Annotated in this window: 15 protein-coding genes; 11 read left to right on the top strand and 4 right to left on the bottom strand. The window is 71.9% G+C overall.

From position 1 onward, the window contains the following. Window position 1 precedes the first annotated feature (1 nt). Window positions 2–1,201, bottom strand: coding sequence for an MFS transporter (locus ACGFNU_RS24065; RefSeq protein ID WP_392596962.1), 1,200 nt, complete (start codon window positions 1,199–1,201; stop codon window positions 2–4). Window positions 1,202–1,260: 59 nt separating this feature from the next. Here ACGFNU_RS24065 and ACGFNU_RS24060 point away from each other — a divergent pair, with 59 nt between their 5' ends. The 5 genes from ACGFNU_RS24060 to ACGFNU_RS24040 all read left to right on the top strand — a co-directional run bounded on the left by ACGFNU_RS24060 (window position 1,261) and on the right by ACGFNU_RS24040 (window position 4,711). Then, window positions 1,261–2,190: a LysR family transcriptional regulator gene (locus tag ACGFNU_RS24060; protein ID WP_392596960.1), complete on the top strand. Its 930-nt coding sequence runs from the start codon at window positions 1,261–1,263 to the stop codon at window positions 2,188–2,190. Between the two features lie 94 nt (window positions 2,191–2,284). Then, entirely contained in the window at window positions 2,285–3,052 is a 768-nt protein-coding gene (locus ACGFNU_RS24055) for an SDR family oxidoreductase (RefSeq protein WP_392596958.1), read from the top strand. Between the two features lie 14 nt (window positions 3,053–3,066). After that, window positions 3,067–4,023 (top strand): LLM class F420-dependent oxidoreductase, encoded by a 957-nt coding sequence (locus ACGFNU_RS24050; protein WP_392596957.1) that lies wholly within the window; start codon window positions 3,067–3,069, stop codon window positions 4,021–4,023. Window positions 4,024–4,121: 98 nt separating this feature from the next. Next, entirely contained in the window at window positions 4,122–4,412 is a 291-nt protein-coding gene (locus ACGFNU_RS24045; RefSeq protein WP_392596956.1) for a Fe-S cluster assembly protein HesB, read from the top strand. Between the two features lie 86 nt (window positions 4,413–4,498). Further along, window positions 4,499–4,711, top strand: a complete 213-nt coding sequence (locus tag ACGFNU_RS24040) for a hypothetical protein (protein ID WP_392596954.1) — start codon at window positions 4,499–4,501, stop codon at window positions 4,709–4,711. Window positions 4,712–4,720: 9 nt separating this feature from the next. Here the strand turns inward: ACGFNU_RS24040 and ACGFNU_RS24035 are convergent, their stop codons facing one another. Together ACGFNU_RS24035 and ACGFNU_RS24030 are read right to left on the bottom strand one after the other, a co-directional pair. Continuing rightward, complete coding sequence (locus tag ACGFNU_RS24035) at window positions 4,721–5,827, bottom strand: hypothetical protein (protein ID WP_392596952.1); 1,107 nt, start codon at window positions 5,825–5,827, stop codon at window positions 4,721–4,723. After that, window positions 5,824–6,915 carry a phosphotransferase family protein gene (locus tag ACGFNU_RS24030; protein WP_392596950.1) on the bottom strand — a complete coding sequence of 364 codons (1,092 nt, stop codon included), beginning with the start codon at window positions 6,913–6,915 and terminating at the stop codon, window positions 5,824–5,826. Before ACGFNU_RS24030 ends, ACGFNU_RS24035 begins: the two co-directional genes overlap by 4 nt. 125 nt (window positions 6,916–7,040) lie before the next feature. Here ACGFNU_RS24030 and ACGFNU_RS24025 point away from each other — a divergent pair, with 125 nt between their 5' ends. The 6 genes from ACGFNU_RS24025 to ACGFNU_RS24000 all read left to right on the top strand — a co-directional run bounded on the left by ACGFNU_RS24025 (window position 7,041) and on the right by ACGFNU_RS24000 (window position 13,330). Next, complete coding sequence (locus ACGFNU_RS24025; RefSeq protein ID WP_392596949.1) at window positions 7,041–7,685, top strand: MBL fold metallo-hydrolase; 645 nt, start codon at window positions 7,041–7,043, stop codon at window positions 7,683–7,685. Further along, window positions 7,682–8,323: an HAD family hydrolase gene (locus ACGFNU_RS24020; RefSeq protein WP_392596947.1), complete on the top strand. Its 642-nt coding sequence runs from the start codon at window positions 7,682–7,684 to the stop codon at window positions 8,321–8,323. The genes ACGFNU_RS24025 and ACGFNU_RS24020 overlap by 4 nt, the downstream gene beginning before the upstream one ends. A gap of 139 nt (window positions 8,324–8,462) precedes the next feature. Next, entirely contained in the window at window positions 8,463–8,669 is a 207-nt protein-coding gene (locus ACGFNU_RS24015) for a PspC domain-containing protein (protein ID WP_392596946.1), read from the top strand. 88 nt (window positions 8,670–8,757) lie between these two features. Next, a complete protein-coding gene (locus ACGFNU_RS24010) occupies window positions 8,758–12,276 on the top strand; it encodes a hypothetical protein (protein WP_392596944.1) in 3,519 nt (1,172 codons plus the stop codon). A 42-nt stretch (window positions 12,277–12,318) separates the two neighbouring features. Continuing rightward, window positions 12,319–12,699: a hypothetical protein gene (locus tag ACGFNU_RS24005; RefSeq protein ID WP_392596942.1), complete on the top strand. Its 381-nt coding sequence runs from the start codon at window positions 12,319–12,321 to the stop codon at window positions 12,697–12,699. 49 nt (window positions 12,700–12,748) lie between these two features. Further along, window positions 12,749–13,330, top strand: a complete 582-nt coding sequence (locus ACGFNU_RS24000) for a hypothetical protein (RefSeq protein ID WP_392596941.1) — start codon at window positions 12,749–12,751, stop codon at window positions 13,328–13,330. A 15-nt stretch (window positions 13,331–13,345) separates the two neighbouring features. Here ACGFNU_RS24000 and lysX read toward each other — a convergent pair whose 3' ends face one another. Further along, window positions 13,346–16,645, bottom strand: a complete 3,300-nt coding sequence (gene lysX / locus ACGFNU_RS23995) for a bifunctional lysylphosphatidylglycerol synthetase/lysine--tRNA ligase LysX (protein WP_392596939.1) — start codon at window positions 16,643–16,645, stop codon at window positions 13,346–13,348. Window positions 16,646–16,694: the final 49 nt, after the last annotated feature.

The raw sequence follows: 16,694 nt of genomic DNA, 5'->3' as shown, positions 1-16,694 counted from the left end.
CTCACCGGGGCAGCTTACCAACCAAGCGACCGCTCAAATCAAGACGCGCGGCCCGGGCCCGCCCACCTCCCGCGAACGCGGCCGCGGCCAGCCCGATCGCGAGCAGGACCAGCACGTACGCGCCGGTACCCGCCCAGTGCGCCCGCTCGTACGCGAGCCCGCCCGCCGCGCCGCCGATGCTGCTGCCCAGGTAATACGAGAAGAGGTACAGCGCCGACGCCTGGGCCCGTGCCGTGGTGGCGATCGATCCGACCCAGCCGCTGGCCACGGCGTGCGCGGCGAGGAACCCGCCGGTGAACAGCAGCAGTCCGAGCCCGATGAGCGGGAGCGACGGCGGCAGCGTGAGCAGCAGCCCCAGCGCCGACACCAGGATCGCGCCGAGCAGCACCGGGCGCCGGCCGGCGCGGTCGGCGAGGGTCCCGGCCCACGCGGAGGTGAACGATCCCGCAAGGTTGGCCACCGCGATGAGGCTGACCACGGCCTGCGGCAGCCCGAACGGAGCGTCCAGGAGCCGGAACGGCAGGAAGTTGAACGTGGTCACGAACCCGGCCATCAGCACGAGGGCCACCAGGTAGAGCCGCCGGAGCCCCGGCACGCCGAGATGGCCGAGCAGCGCACGGTGGTCGGCCCGGCCCGGACGGAAGTTCCGGGACGGCGGCAGCAGCGCCCAGAAGAGGACCGTGAACCCGAGGCAGGCGATCATGGTCACGGTGAAGGCCCACCGCCAGCCGGCGAGATCGGTCACGACGCCGGGGACGAGCCGTCCCATGACCCCGCCGATGGCGGTCCCCGCCACATACCGTCCCATGGCCCCGCCCAGCGACGCGGGCGGCACCTCGTCGGCGAGATAGGCCATCGCGACGGCGGGCACCCCTGCCAGGGCGAGCCCCTGGAGGGCGCGCACGACCGCCAGCGCCTCGAACGAGGGGCACAGCGGCAGCAGCAGGCCGACGCCCACGGACACGGCGGACGAGGTGAGCATCACGCGCGTCCGTCCGTGCCGTTCCGACAGCGAGCTCACCGGGATGATCGCCAAGGCGAGCGCGCCGGTGGCCAGCGACACCAGCAGGCTCGCTTGGGAAGGCGTGACGTCGAAGTCACGGGAGAGTTCGGGGAGCAGCACCTGCGCGCAGTAGAGCGACATGAACGTGCTGAGCCCCGCGGCGAAGAGCGCGAGATCCCTTTTCCGGGCGGGTGTCATGTCCCGATAGGTTCGTCCTCTGCCGCTCATGCGTCCAATGAATCTTTTCATTCAAAACGATGCGCGATATGCATGAGGGCATGGATCTGACGACGCTGCGCTGGTTCCTCGTGGTCGCCGAGCTCGGGCATGTGACGAACGCCGCCGCCGAACTGCGCGTCTCGCAGCCCGGGTTGTCGCGCGCGATCGCCCGGCTGGAAGGGGAACTGGACGTCCCCCTGTTCGACCGCGAGGGACGCGGCGTCCGGCTCAGCGGCTACGGCCGGATCTTCGCCGAGCACGCGCGCCGCCTGGTCGCCGAGGAGGAGGCGGCCCGCCGCGCGCTCGCCCAGGCGGCCGACCCCGAACACGGCGAGGTCGTGCTCGCGTTCCTCCACACCCAGGGCGTCTGGCTGGTGCCCGAGCTGCTGCGCGGCTTCCGGCAGCACCATCCGCAGGTCACCGTCCGGCTCATCCAGGATCGCGCGGTCACGCTGGAGGAGGCGGTCCGCGAGGGCCGGGCCGACGTGGCGATCACCAGCCCGCGACCGGCGGCGGCCGGGCTGGCCTGGGCGCCGCTGATCACCGAGCGGCTCCAGCTCGCCGTGCCCGCCGACCACCGGCTGGCGGGCCGCCGCCGGGTGCGGATGGCCGAGCTGGCCGGCGAGCCGTTCGTGGGGATCAAGCGGGGCGGCGGGCTGCGCACGATCCTGGACGACCTGGCCGCCGGGGCCGGGTTCCGGCCGGAGATCGCGTTCGAGGGCGAGGAGCTCCAGACCGTGCGCGGCCTGGTCGCGGCGGGTCTCGGCGTGGCGCTGGTGTCCCCGGCGCCCCCGGGGAACGAGCCGCACGAGGGGGTGCGGCACCTCGGGATCGCCGACGCGGGCGCCACCCGGACCATCGGGCTGACCTGGGTGGAGGCCAGGACCCGCCCGCCGGTGGTGGACGGCTTCCGGCGCTTCGTACTCTCGCGGGTGGAGGAGCTGTCCGGGGCACCCGGATATAACTGACTCGTCAGTCACTTCGGTACAGTGAAACCGAGCCGGATTCTGTTAGGGGCTCCCAGCGCGACACGCGCGAGACGGTGCGACACAAGGAGTACGAATGCGGACTGGACTGCAGGGGAAGACGGCCCTGATCACGGGGGCGTCCCGCGGCATCGGCAAGGCGATCGCGGCCGCGCTGGCGGCCGAGGGCGCGAACGTCGTGCTGTCGTCGCGCAAGCAGGAGGGGCTCGACGAGGCGGCCAAGGAGATCCAGGCCGCGTACCCGGCGGCCGGCGTCCTGGCCAAGGCCGCCCACGTGGGCGACGCCGAGCAGGCCGCCGCGTGCTTCGACGCCGCGATCGCCGAGTTCGGCGGCGTGGACGTGCTGATCAACAACGCCGGGACCAGCCCCTACTTCGGCCCCATGGTCGACATCGAGCCCGCCGCCGCCGAGAAGACCGTCCAGGTCAACCAGTTCGCGGTCGTCCAGTGGACGCAGCTGGCCTGGAAGAAGTCCATGCAGGAGCACGGTGGCTCGATCATCAACATCGCGTCGGTCGGCGGCATGGTCACCGAGCACGGCATCGGCTACTACAACGCCACCAAGGCCGCCGTGATCCACCTGTCGCGGCAGTTCGCCATGGAACTGGCGCCGAAGGTCCGCGTCAACTGCATCGCGCCGGGCCTGGTCAAGACCGCCCTCGCCCGCGCGCTGTGGGAGAACAACGAGGAAGCGATCAGCAAGTTCATGCCGCTCGCCCGCATCGGCGAGCCCGAGGACATCGCCAACGCCGCGGTGTTCCTGGCCGGCGACACCGCCTCCTGGCTGACCGGCCAGACCCTCGTCGTCGACGGCGGCGCCACCATCCGCCCCTCCATCGCCTGAGGTGACCTGAATCCATGTCGCGCTGGGGACTGACCATTCCGCTCACCGGTGTCTCGCTGGCCGAGCATCAGGAGATCGTGACCTCGCTGCCCTCCCTGGGCTACACCGACGCGTGGTCCGCCGAGACCAACGGCACCGACGCGTTCACCCCACTGGCCCTCGCCTCGCAGTGGGCCCCGGATCTGCGCCTCGGCCCGGCCATCGTGCCGGTCTACACGCGCGGTCCCGCCCTGCTCGCCCAGCAGGCCGCCACGCTCGCCGAGCTGGCACCCGGCCGGTTCGTGATGGGCATCGGCACCTCCTCCGACACGATCGTCGAGCGCTGGAACGGCATCCCGTTCGAGGAGCCGTACAAGCGCACCCGTGACACGCTGCGCTTCCTGCGCCGCGCCCTCGGCGGGGAGAAGGTGAAGGAGGAGTACGACACCTTCACCGTCAAGGGCTTCAAGCTGGAGAAGGCGCCGGAGACCCCGCCGCCGATCGTGCTGGCCGCGCTGCGTCCCGGCATGCTGCGGCTGGCCGCCCGCGAGGCCGACGGCGCCATCACCAACTGGCTGGCGCCCAAGGACGTCCGGACCGTCCGGTCCGAGCTCGGGGACGAGCCGGAGCTGATCGCCCGCCTGTTCGTGTGCCCGACCGAGGACGCCGACGAGGCCCGCGCGATCGGGCGCTGGATGATCGCCGCGTACATGACGGTCCCGGTCTACAAGGCCTTCCACGAGTGGCTGGGCCGCGGCGAGGCGCTCAAGCCGATGAACGACGCCTGGGCGGCCGGTGACCGCAAGAAGGCCCTCGAAGTGATCCCGGACGAGGTCGTCGACGACCTCATCGTGCACGGCTCGCCCGAGACCTGCCGTGCCCGCGTCCGCGAGTACGTGGCGAACGGGCTCACCACTCCGGTACTCGCGATCGTGCCCGGAGGCGGCCTGTCCGCTATCGACGCGGTGCGCGCGCTGGCACCGAACACCTGATCACAATCGGTTTCCACTCGGGTGTTTACCGCTGGGATTCGCGGGGAGGGTGGGTCGGGTCAATCCACCCGACCTGCGAAAACCCGGAGGAGCTGATCGTGCTCACACTGACCAGCGGTGCCGTTCAGGTGATACGGACCGTGACCGCCAACCCCGAACTGCCGCCGGAGACGGGCATCCGCATCGAGCCCGGCACCGAGGGGGCCGACGCCCTGCAGCTGTCGGTCGCCCCGGCGCCCGAGGTGGGCGACCAGGTCGTCGAGGAGGAGGGCGCCCGGGTCTACCTGGAGTCCAACGTCGCCGAGCTCCTGGACGACAAGACCCTCGACGCGGCGGTCGACCCCCAGGGTGACGTCTCCTTCACCATCGCCGAGGGGACGGCCCACTAGCCCCGCGGGCACGCACGCTTCGCGAAGGGGCGCCGGTCCACCTGGACCGGCGCCCCTTCCGCGTTCGGGATGCGAGACTGGGCGGCGTGACGTCTCCCCCTGCCGACGAACCGGCCGCTGACGGACCGGCCGGCGGCGGGCCGGCGCGGGAGGAGCTCGATCAGCAGGTGCGCGACCACTACGGGACCTGGCGGGACCAGCCCAAGGGCGTGGCCTGCGCGGTGATCGCCGCGTTCTTCGTGCTGACCACCGTGGCCTTCGGGCTGGCCGTTCTCGCCGCCGTCCTCGCCGTCCGCTGAGCCGCTGAGCTATTCGGGGAAGCTCGGGTGCGGGCCGAGCGCCCAGTACTCGTAGAGGCCGTAGCCGGTGCCGGCGGCCGTGGGGGCCGAGCCGTCCGCGTACTCGTAGCGCCCGACGGCGTCGACCAGGCCCCACATGCGGGCGGCGTCCTCCTCCTTGCGGGTGTCGTAGGCGACGCCCTCCACCTTGAGCTCCGGGCCCTGGTACATGCCGTGCTTCCAGTCGGGCTCCAGGCCGTACCCGGTGCCGACCATCAGATGGACGGGCAGGATCGGCGTCGCCCGTATCTCGAACGGCTTCCCGCCCGGCGGGCTGAACGCCAGCGTCGCGGTGACGACGTCGCGCGTGCCCTCCGAGTACACCGGCGTGTAGTCGAGACGGCCGAGGTACTCGGGGTCGCGCGACTCGTCCGGCCAGACGCGGACGGCCTCCTCCATGAGCCGGCGGCCCTTCTCGTCCTCCTGGACCATGCCGAGGATCGCGTGGTCCTCGAACTGGATCGGCGTGTAGAGCCAGTAGAACGTGCCCGCGTTCTTCACCTGGATGCCGGGCGGCTCCGGCTCGCCGACCGGGCGGACGCCCCACGAACGGTCCCGCGAGCCCCACCAGCGGTCGGGGGTGACGTCGATGCTCTCGCCGTCCACGACGATCGTGCCGGTCCAGCGGCCGGTCTGGGCGAGCCGCTGGGTGTTGAAGGTGAGGCGCTCCTGCCAGCGCAGGTAGTGCCGCGGTTCGAGCTGGGCGGGGATCGCGCCCTCCCAGGTGAGGTCGAACGCGAGGCCGTGCTCGTTCTCGTCCAGGACGACGCGCAGCTTCTTGAGGCCCTCGATCACCTCGACGTGGAACGGGCCGACGTTGGTGTCCATCCGGTCCAGCCCGAGCTCGCGCGAGGCCCGGACGACCTTGTGCAGGGGGCCGCGCCGCACGACCGCGAACGCGTCGGTGACGCCGAGGTTCGGGTACTGCCCGACGCCGATGATCAGCATCAGCTCGTCGGAGCAGGCGTGCACGTTGAAGTAGTAGCGGTCGTAGAAGTTGCGGTCGGAGGTGGTGACGTGCCGCATGACCTCCGGCGCCTGGTGGATCGGGTAGTCGTCGAGGGGGGAGAGCGTCACTGGAGTCCTCCGAGGATGCGCGCCAGGAGCTGGGTGCAGTTGTTGTCGTGCGGGAAGGTGTTGCCGGGCTCGATCCAGCCGAAGTCGATCATCGCCTGCCCGATCCGGGCCATGATCACTGAGAACTTGAAGCCGGACAGGATCTCGTAGTAGTCCAGGTGCCGCATCGGCCGCCCGAGCAGCGCCTCGTACCGCGCCACCGTGTCCGCGTAGGAGGGGAAGCCCGCCAGCCTCGGCACGCCGATGCCCTCGGAGTGGTGCCGGTCCAGGAACATGTACCAGGCCAGATCCTCCTCGGGGGCGCCCAGCATCGCGGTCTCCCAGTCGAGGACGGCGCGGGGCTCGCCCTTCTGGAAGATGATGTTGCCGATGCGGGCGTCGCCCCACAGCACGGCGGGCGGGTCGGGCTCGTCGACCTGGTTGGCCCGCAGCCACTCCAGCGCCCGGAGCGCCGTCTCCTGCGGCCCCTCGTACGCCCAGTGCAGGTAGTGCTCGTAGTAGTTGAGGCGCTGGTCGAGCCCCGTGGCGCCCCAGGCCGGCTGATCGAGGAAGCCGAGGTCGAGCGCGGCCACGTCCAGCGTGTGCAGCTCCGCGAGGATCTCCAGCGGCGACCACCACATCGCCGCGCGCTCCTCGGGCGGGACGTGGGTGACCCAGCCGTCCTGGTGGTACGGCGGCATGTCGGTCGGCACGTCGCCGTCGATCCGGCCCATCACGAAGAACGGGGCGCCGAGCGGCTCGGCGGACGGCTCGTACCAGCGGATGGGCGGCACGGGGACGCCGGTGCGCTCGTCGAGGATCCGCATCAGGCGGTACTGCTCCTCGAACCGCGGCTCGGGGAAGATCTGGTAGTGCACGGGCGCCACGCGGACGACGAACGGCTCGTGCCGCTCCGCACCGCCGTCCGTGCCCTCGCCCGCGTCGCCGCCCTCGGTCCAGGACGCGTCGAACAGCAGGGTCTCGCTGGAGAATCCGCTGGTCTTGGGCGTCTCGATCATGGGAATGCGGACGCCGGGAAGATGCCGGTTCAGCCATCGGGTGAGGATCGCGCGGGTGAGCTCGGGATCTCGCTGGTCGGGAACGGGCATCGCCGCCTCCAAGACTGAAAGTGAAACGTGTTCTATCAATCTCGCGTGGGACGGTCAATTGGCCAAGCGCTCGTTTCGTCCCGGGCCGTGGAAGTGCCGCCGCGGCGGCGTGAAAAAATCGTCCGATGCGCCTCACCAAGTTCGGACACGCGTGCGTACGGCTGGAGAAGGACGACCGGACCCTCGTCATCGACCCGGGTGCCTTCAGCGAGTCCTCCGCCCTCACCGGCGCCGACGCGGTACTGATCACCCACGAGCATTTCGACCACTTCAACCCCGACGTGCTGCGCGAGGCCATGGCCGACGACCCGCTGCTGGAGGTGTGGACCTCCCGCGTCGTCGCCGAGAACCTGGCGGACCTCGGAAGCCGCGTGCACCAGGTCGGGCACGGCGACGCGGTGACGGCCGCCGGCTTCGAGCTCCACGTCTACGGCGAGGACCACGAGATCCTCCACCCCGACGTCCCGCCGATCCCCAACGTCGGCTTCCTCGTGGACGGCGAGGTCTTCCACCCCGGAGACGCCCTGACCGTCCCGTCCGAGCCGGTTCCGACGCTCTGCCTGCCCGGCAACGCGCCCTGGATGAAGGTCCGGGAGTTCTACGACTACGCGCGGACGGTCGCGCCGGAGCGGGCGTTCATCATCCACGACGGGCTGCTGAACGAGAACGGGATCATGGTCATGGAGAGCGGGCTCGCGCGCGCCGCCCAGGACCGCGACCCGGGCGTCGACTACCGCCGCCTCAAGCCGGGCGAGTCGGTGGAGCTGTGAAGATCGAGGCCGTCTTCTTCGACATCGGCGAGACCCTGATCAACGAGGGTGAGATCTACGGCCGCTGGGCCGACTGGCTCGGCGTGCCCCGGCACACGTTCCTGACCAAGCTCGGCGCCGTCCTCGCCACCGGCGGCACCCACATGGACCTCTTCGAGTACTTCCGGCCGGGCTTCGACCTGGTCGTCGAGGAGAAGAAGCGGGCCGAGGCGGGCGTCGCCAACGGCTTCGGCGCGGACGACCTCTACCCGGACGCGCGCGACTGCCTGGCCCGCCTCCACGCCCAGGGCCTGTTCGTGGGCATCGCGGGCAACCAGCCCGCCGAGGCCGCCGAGCAGCTGGAGGCCCTCCGCCTCGACGCCGACGTCATCGGGATCTCGGAGGTCTGGGGCGTCGAGAAGCCCTCCCACGAGTTCTTCGAACGGTGTGCGCAACTGGCGGATCTGCTCCCCGAACGGGTCCTCTACGTGGGCGACCGCATCGACAACGACGTGCGCCCGGCCCTCGCGTTCGGCATGCAGGTCGCCTTCCTCCGGCGCGGCCCGTGGGGGCACATCCAAGAGGACGACGAGGCCCTCGCGCGGTGCCGATTCGTCCTTGACGATCTGACCGGGCTTCCCGCCCTGGTAGCCCCCTAAGGGTGATCCCCTAATCCGGGAGTATGGGGCGGAACAAGCCGTTCGGCCGATACATGACTGCCTTCCCGATTCGTAGTGTGGACCACGTAACCGCAGATCAGCGGGTACCTACGGATCAACCTGAAACGGGGAGAACGACATGAACGGCCTTTACCGTCCGCGCGACGGCCGGATGATCGGCGGAGTCTGCGCGGCCCTCGCACGGCGGTTCGGGATGAGCGCCGGGGCCGTCCGCCTGCTCGCCCTGCTCTCCTGCTTGCTGCCCGGCCCCCAGTTCGTGGTCTACCTCGTCCTCTGGGTCATGCTGCCGAGCGAGGACAGGCACCACGCGCGGGCGTCCTACTGATCAAAGGACCGGGGGACCACTTGGAACAGGGCATTCCGGGGTGTTAGATCGGTGCACATAGTTCGCTTCGGGCGAGAGGTGTGTGACCGTGCCGGACCAGGGCCCGCTCCGCGAGCCTCCCGGGCCGCACTCCCGGCCGGGGGGCGGGCGGCGCCATCGCGACATGCCGTGGCCGCCCCCCGGGGCGCCCGGGGTCCCGCAGCAGGCCGCCGGGCCGCCCCCGGCGGCCTCCAGGCCGTTCTACCGTGCGGCTGCGGCAGACCGCCCACGCCCACCTGAGAACGGCCGCCCGTCCGAGCCGCCCGAGCCGGACGACATCGCCGAGCCGTCCGAGATCGAGGGCACTGTCGCACCGCCGCGCGAGGCGGTCCGGGCGTCGCGCGACGCCGGCCGCGAGCCGGGGGAGACGCGGGTCGGGCTTCACGGCGGTATCGGAGCCGGGGTGGCCCGCGAAGAGCACGGCCCGTTGCAGGAGGCGACCGATCTTCTGCGCTACCTGCGTGACTTGGCCCGGGCACGGCGTGGGGTGGCGCGCGACGTCGACGCCTACGGGCAGGTCCACTGGCTGGCGGAGTTGCCCGGCGACGTCTATGTCGAGGCCGAGGCGGGTCCGGGGGAGGTGCTGTTCAGCGTCCCGGTGATCCCGCTGTCGCCGCCCGCCGTGATCGAGGAGTTCGACGGCTGGCTGGCGATGCGGCACTGGTACCGGACGCTGCGCGATCTCGCCGCGCAGGGCCAGGAACTGGTCCTGGCCACCGGGCTGCTGAGCTGGCAGCCCGGAACCGGGCCGGGGATCCGCGACCATCTGCTGACCACGCCCGTCCGGATCGTGGTGGACGAGCGGACCGAGCGGGTGGACGTGGTGCTCACCGGCCACACCTCCCTGCGCGATCGTGAGCTGCTCGGCGGCCTGTCCGGCTTCCGGCCCGCGCGGACCGACTGGGTGTGGGACGCCGTGCAGGCCGGACAGGGGTTCGGGCTGCGCGCCTCGGTCTCCGACGTCCTCCGCAAGTGGTGCACGGTCGCGTTCACCGGCACCGATGTCGCGGCCGTCTTCCGTGAGGACTGGGCGTCCGGGCAGGGCGCGGCGCCCATCCCGCAGTTGCGCCTGGCGCCCGCGATCGTCGTGCGGCCGCCCGATCGCGGCGGGCTGGCCGACCACTACGACAAGCTGCTGGCGTGGCTGGCCCGGCCGGGGGCGCGCGTGCCCGGCGGGATCGCCCGGTTCCTGGCCCCCGGATCCAACACGCGCATCCTGCATGTCCCAGATCGCACGCCTCGGACGTCGGCCGATCTGCTGACCGGGCTGCTGACGCGCGGCCGGCGGGTGCTCGTCGCCAGTCCCGAGGCCGACCGGCTGCACGCGGCGCTGCCGGCGGAGATCGGGATGCTGTGCGCGACGACCGACGAGGCCGACGTCCTCGAACGGCTGAGGTCGCGGGGCGTCGCGCACGATCCGCGGCGCCACCGTGCCTGGCAGGAGAATCTCGCCGAACGGGGCGCCGCCGCCGACCGGACGGTGAACGAGCTGCGCGAGCGGCTGGCGCTGACCGAGGCGACCGACGTGGTCGATCTGGCGCCGGGCTACCGCGGCGCCCGCGCCGAGCTGGAACGGCGGCTGGCGGCCGAGGCCCCGGAGCACTCCTGGCTGCCGCCGCTGACGGGCATGCCGGAGCGGCCGCCCGTCAACGGGGCCCAGGCGGCCGAGCTCCAGCGGCTGCTGGGCGAGGAGACGCCGCGCCGGCGCGCCCGCACCGGCCAGCGGGACGTCGATCCCGGCTCGCTGCCGAGCGCCGCCTACGTCCGGACGCTGATCGACGCGGAGGCCGTGGCCGCCGAACGGGCCGAGCGGTCGCAGACCGAGCTGTCGCGGCGGCTGCGGCAGTGCGACGTCGCGTTCCTCGCCCGGCTCGACGGATGCGCAGCCACCGTGACCGCCGCCCTGGAGGAACTGGGGCTCGCGGGCCATCCGAGGGAATGGGACCCGGGCGATCCGGCCGCCCGCGCGTTCAGCGACGCGCTGAGCAACCGCCGCCCGACGCTCTGGGCGCGGGTCGCCGAGATGGCGCCGCAGGCCGAGTGGGCGCGGCACGCCCTCGCGTCGATCGCGGGCCGCGACGTCCGGCTGCCGCCCGGCGAGCTGCACCTCAGGCAGCTCGCGGCGGCCGCGCAGGAGCTGCGCAACCACCTGGCCGACGGCGGCGTGCTCAAGCGCGGCCCCCTGCGCTCAGCCGCGCAGCGCGCGGCCGAGCCGCTGCTGACGGGCGCCAGGGTCGACGGTCATCCGCCGACCACGCCGGAACTGCTGGACGTCGTCTTCGTCCATCTGATGATCCGCATGTCGTCGCAGGAGCTGCAGTACGTGTGGGAGGCGGTCGGCGCGACGTTCCCGGACGCGCCGGCGGAGAAGCGGGTCGTGTTCTTCGCCCGGGCCCACGACCGTCTCGCCGTCATCCGGCGGGTGCTGCCCTCCATCGAGGAGTCGTGCGGGCTGCTGGCGGGCATCGGCGTGCAGGTCACCCATCCGGTCCAGTGGCACGGCTACGTGATCGCGCTGGAGAACGCGCTGCTCGGCCTGAAGGTCAACCGCGCCACCGCCGACCTGACCGCGCTCCGCGACTCGATCGGCGTCCTTCCCGAGGGCTCGCCCCCCGAACTGGTCGCCGCCGTGAACGCCATCGACGAGCGCGACGCCGCCGCGTACGCGTCCGCCTTGTCGGCGCTGGCCGAGGTCCGGCATGAGCGTGCGCTCCAAGTCCGCTGCGAAGGCCTGTACGAGCGTCTTCGCGCGGCTCACCCCGAGCTCGCCGGACTCCTCGCCGGAGGCCCGCCCGTACGGCGCTGGGAGCAGGCGTGGGCGTGGGCGTACGCCTCGTCGCGGCTCGCCGAGCTGCCCAGGTCCGCCGCCGAGAGCCGCCTCCGGACCGCGCTCGCCGAGGCCGAGGCGCAGCTGGAGGGCCTCACGGACGCGCTCGCCGGAGCGCAGGCGTGGGAGGCCTGCCTGACACGGTTCGACCCGGAGGCGCCCGCCGTCCCGGCCTGGATCGCTCCCCTCTGGCAGATCCCCGCCCTCGTCTCGGCCGAGCCCGACGCGTTCGACGTCGTCATCATCGACGGCGAGCACGAGGCGGGCGCCGAGGCGCTCTTCCTCCTCTGGCCGGCGCCGCGCGTGATCCTCGTCGGCCAGAGCGGCGACGCGCTGCCCGCGCCGGCGGACGAGGTGCCCGCCGACCTCCTCGCCGACGACCTGCGCGAGCTCGTCACGCCGACGGCGCCACTGTTCGAGATCCTCCTGACGCGCTTCGTCCCGCCGGCGCCCGGCGCGCTCCAGGCCGCCCCCGAGCCGCCACCCGCACCGGAGCAGCCCGTTCCCGCCGGGCCGGTCACCGTGGAACGCGGCCGGTCGATCGTCTCCTACAAGCGGCCGGAGCTCATCCAGATCGTGCGCCGGCTCGCCGCGAGCGAGCCCGGCCTGTCCGACGACCGGCTGCTCGAACGGGCCCGCGAACTGCTCGGCTGTCCCGAGGACGAGGACCTGCTCGTCGGAGCGCGGCTCCGGTACGCCGTGGAGGCCTACCGGGAAGAGGCGGATCGCGCGGCCGAATAATCGGGATGCCCGGTGTCGTAGGCATAAGGCATGATCCGTGCCGTGGAGACGATCGAGATGGTCGACGTGTGGCGGCGCGTCATCGTGGGCGACGAGAAGTCCTGGGTGCTGTTCGAGAACGACACCTGCGTGATCCTCATGGAGCCCGAGGAGGACCTGGCCGCGCAGGCCACCGAGATCCTGCGGGAGTACGGTCCCGTGCACCCCGGCAGTGCGGCGGGCGACTTCGGCACCATCGACCTGGAGGCCGCGCCCGGCTGGGTCGTCTACGGGCACCACAACGACGTGCTCACCTACGTCGCCCCTGACGAGGTCACGGCCCCGGAGGAGCTGGCGGTCGGGCTGGTCGGCAGGTCCAAGCGCGACCAGGACGGGCACGAGCTCACGGTGGTCCACGTCGAGGACAAGCGCCCGGGCCGGTGAATTTCCCCACAACTCATCGCGTGTCACCGGGGTTCTGTACAAAGGACTCGTGACCGACTGGGACGAGGGCGCGCTGGGCGGGCTGCGCGCCGCGGCGAGCCTGGGGAGCGGCGCGGCGGGGGCCGAGCTGGTGCGCACGCGGCCGCTGGAGCCGGTGCTGCAGTACGCGGGTGACGTCCTCGTGGCCGCGGTCGGCCAGTCCGTTCCGGGCGCGCAGCCGCTGGCCGAGAAGTGCGTACAGGCGCTCAACGCGCGTGGCGAGGCGGGCGACCGCGAGCTCGCGGACGAGCTGGCGCAGGCGCTGGGCGGCGCCGACGACGGGTTCGCCCGGGTGCCGGTCGATCTGGGGGAGCTCGCGGGGGCGCTGCACGGACGGCTCGGTGACGGCCCGTTCGTCATCGACCTGGCGCGCGGCGACGTGCTGCCACTGTCCGAGGCGCCCGACGAGGCGTCCGGTGAGCTGGGCCCTGACGACGACCGCGAGCGCTGGCTGACGTTGGTGCCCGAGGCCGCCGGCCCCGCCGCCGACGAGCCGCCGGACGATCCGTTCGTCCGCGAGGAGCGCGAGCGCGGCAAGGCCCGGCTGTGGCTCGCCGCGTACGGCCTCCGTCCGTCCCCGCGCGGTCTCTGAGCCCGCGAGCCCCGATCAGGAGCCGGGGCGGACGAGGGGGAACGGGATCGTCTCGCGGATGCTGCGTCCCGTGAGCGTGATCAGGAGCCGGTCGATGCCCATGCCCATGCCGCCCGCCGGAGGCATGGCGTATTCGAGGGCGCGCAGGAAGTCCTCGTCCAGCTCCATCGCCTCCGGGTCGCCGCCGGCCGCCTGGAGGGACTGCTCGGTGAGGCGGCGGCGCTGGAGCACCGGGTCGATCAGCTCCGAGTAGGCGGTGCCGAGTTCGAGGCCGAAGACGATGAGGTCCCACTTCTCCGCGAGCCGGGGATCGTCGCGGTGCGGCCGGGTGAGGGGAGAGGTCTCGGCCGGGTAGTCGCGGACGAACGTCGGCGCCTTGAGCTCCTCCTCGACCAGGGCCTCGAAGAGCTCCTGGACGACCTTGCCCTGGCCCCATTCGGAGTTGAAGTTGAGCCCGGCCTTCTCGGCGAGGCGGTGGACGGCGGGAAGGGCGGTGTCGGGCGTGATCTCCTCGCCGAGGACCTCCGACACCGAGCCGTAGACGGTGATCTCCTGCCAGGGCTCGGCGAGGTCGTACTCCACGCCGTCGCGCACCACCACGGTCGTGCCGAGCGAGGCCTCGGCCGCGTCCCTGACGAGGCTGCGGGTGAGCTCGGCCATGGTGTCGTAGTCGCCGTACGGCTCGTACGCCTCCAGCATCGTGAACTCGGGGTTGTGCTTCTGCGAGACGCCCTCGTTGCGGAAGTTGCGGTTGAGCTCGAAGACCTTGCCGACCCCGCCGACCAGCAGCCGCTTGAGGTACAGCTCCGGCGCGATCCGCAAGTAGAGCTGCATGTTGTAGGCGTTGATCCGCGTGGTGAACGGGCGGGCCGCCGCGCCGCCGTGGATCGGCTGCAACATCGGCGTCTCGACCTCGAGGTAGCCGCGGTCGCGCAGCCCGTCCCGCACGGCGGCGACGGCGTCCCCGCGCATTCGCAACATCTTGCGGGAGTCGTCGTTGACGATGAAGTCGACGTACCGCTGCCGGACCTTGGCCTCGGGGTCGGACAGGCCGCTGCGCTTGTTGGGGAGCGGCCGCAGGCACTTGGCGGTGAGCCGCCAGTCGGACGCCAGCAGCGACAGCTCCCCGCGCTTGGACGTGACGACCTCGCCGCGCACCCCCACCTGGTCACCGAGGTCGATCAGCGACTTCCAGGACCGCAGCGACTCGGTGCCGAGCGCGTCGGCGGTCAGCATGACCTGCAGGTCGGCGGTCTCGTCGCGCAGCGTCACGAAGATCAGCTTGCCGTGCTGGCGGGCCAGCACCACCCGGCCGGCGATCGCGGCGGTCGTGCCCGTGCGGGTGTCGGGCGCCAGCTCGGCGAACCGCTCGCGGATGCCGGCGGCATAGTCGGTGCGCTCGAAGCCCAGCGGATAGGCCTCCATGCCGGCCTCGTGGATCTTCGCCAGCTTGGCGTGCCGGACCCGCTCCTGCTCCGACAGGCGGCGCTGCGGCGCGCGGGCGGCGTCGGCGGCCTCCTCGATCTCCTTGATCTTGGAGACGAGCGAGGCGGGCGGCGCGGCGTTGGCGACCCGTTCCAGCTTGGGCCGGTTGAAGGAGGGCACGAAGCCCTCGGCGCGCGCGTACGCCAGGCCGAGCCGCACCATGTCGCGGCTCTGCATGTAGCAGATGAAGCGCGGGTACCAGTGCGGGTTGTACTTGGAGTTGGAGATGTAGAGCGACTCCAGCTGCCAGAACTTCGAGGCGAACGACAACATCCGGTAGTAGACGCGGGCGATCGGCCCGGCGCCGATCTGCGAGCCGCGTTCGAACGCCGACCGGAGCATCGCGAAGTTGAGCGACAGCTGCTGGGCCCCGACGGTCGCGGCCCGCTCGGCCAGCTTGGCGACCATGAACTCGTTGAGGCCGTTCTCCGCCGACCGGTCGCGGCGCATGAGGTCCAGCGAGAGCCCCGTCCGGCCCCAGGGCACGAAGCTGAGCAGGCCGCGCAGCTCGCCCTTGGCGTCGAACGCCTCCAGCATCACGCAGCGGCCGTCGGTCGGGTCGCCCAGCCGCCCCAGCGCCATGGAGAATCCGCGTTCGGTGTTCTCCCCGCGCCAGGCGTCGGCGCTGCGGATGAGCTTGGCCATCTCCCAGTCGGGGATCTGCGAGTGCCGCCGGATCCGGACCGTGTAATTGGCCCGCTCGACGCGGCGCACCGCCTGGCGGACCTGCCGCATCTCGCGGCCGTCGAGGTTGAAGTCGGTGAGGTCGATGATCGCCTCGTCGCCCAGCTCCAGCGCGTCGAACCCGTGCCGCCGGTAGGCCTGCGCCCCGCGCTCGCTGACGCTCACCGCGCCGGGGATCCACGCGTGGTTGCGGCACTCGCCCAGCCACGCCTCGATCGCCTGGTCCCAGGACTCCGGGTCGCCGAGCGGATCGCCGCTGGCGAGCGAGACCGAGCCCTCGACCCGGTAGGCGATGCCCGCCTTGCCGTTGGGGGCGGTGATGAAGTCCTTGTCGCGCCGCAGGGCGAAGTAGCCCAGCGAGTCCTGGTCGCCGTACTCGGCCAGCAGCGCCCGCGCCGGAAGCTCCTCCTCAGGGCTCAGCACAGCGTCGCGGCTGCCCGGCTTGAACAACGCCCAGAGCGTGATCAGCAGCAGGCCGGTGCCCAGCACCCACAGGATCCCGTCGACCCACATCGGGACCGAGACGGAGATCGGCGCGCCGGTGACCCGGGGTCCCAGGACCGTCTGCGCCAGCACGTACAGCGGATGGGTCCAGAAGCCGCCCTTGGGGTTCTTGTCCGTCAGGGTGACGAGCATGGTGCCGATGCCGCCGGTGACGATCAGCAGCAGCGAGAAGACGATCGCCGCCATCCGCCGGTTGGCCCGGTCGGGCACCGTCGTGAACTGCCCGCGCGCGGCGATCAGCAGCGCCACGACCAGCGCGTAGAGCACGGCGGTGACGAACAGGGCCACCAGCTTGGGCTGATCGGGGTCCTCGCTGGCGCCCAGCAGGCTCGACAGCACCCCGAGGGCGCTCACGGCCGCGAAGAAGCCGTACATCAGCATCAGGATCCGCCAGGCGGCCTTCTTGCGCCGCCGCACGCCCATCGAGAGCAGGATCCACATGAGCGCGACCGGCACGCTCGGCATGATGAAGAGGAAGTTGAGCCACCGCAGGGCCCAGAACTCCAGCAGGTCGACGATCAGGCCGTAGGAGACCCACGAGATCAGCGACAGGATTCCCGACAGGCGCGTGTACCAGAAGAAACCGGTCGGCACCGCCTCGATGAGGCGCCGCCACCCGTCACGCAGGCCCGTGTCCGCCATCGTCCCCCCGTCGCGGCTCTGCCTTGGTCTCTTATTTGTACCGGTTGTC

Source organism: Spirillospora sp. NPDC048911, from assembly GCF_043198015.1.
GTDB lineage: Bacteria > Actinomycetota > Actinomycetes > Streptosporangiales > Streptosporangiaceae > Spirillospora.
The sequence above is the reverse complement of the archived record's forward strand: the minus strand, read 5'-3'. Positions and strand labels throughout refer to the sequence as shown.

Excerpts from the sequence above, each read along its gene's own strand:
- ACGFNU_RS24030 (WP_392596950.1), bottom strand. The coding sequence starts at position 6,915 with ATGCCCGTTCCCGACCAGCGAGATCCCGAGCTCACCCGCGCGATCCTC.
- ACGFNU_RS24015 (WP_392596946.1), top strand. The coding sequence starts at position 8,463 with ATGAACGGCCTTTACCGTCCGCGCGACGGCCGGATGATCGGCGGAGTC.
- ACGFNU_RS24060 (WP_392596960.1), top strand. The coding sequence starts at position 1,261 with ATGCGCGATATGCATGAGGGCATGGATCTGACGACGCTGCGCTGGTTC.
- ACGFNU_RS24025 (WP_392596949.1), top strand. The coding sequence starts at position 7,041 with ATGCGCCTCACCAAGTTCGGACACGCGTGCGTACGGCTGGAGAAGGAC.
- ACGFNU_RS24055 (WP_392596958.1), top strand. The coding sequence starts at position 2,285 with ATGCGGACTGGACTGCAGGGGAAGACGGCCCTGATCACGGGGGCGTCC.
- ACGFNU_RS24050 (WP_392596957.1), top strand. The coding sequence starts at position 3,067 with ATGTCGCGCTGGGGACTGACCATTCCGCTCACCGGTGTCTCGCTGGCC.
- ACGFNU_RS24065 (WP_392596962.1), bottom strand. The coding sequence starts at position 1,201 with ATGACACCCGCCCGGAAAAGGGATCTCGCGCTCTTCGCCGCGGGGCTC.
- lysX (WP_392596939.1), bottom strand. The coding sequence starts at position 16,645 with ATGGCGGACACGGGCCTGCGTGACGGGTGGCGGCGCCTCATCGAGGCG.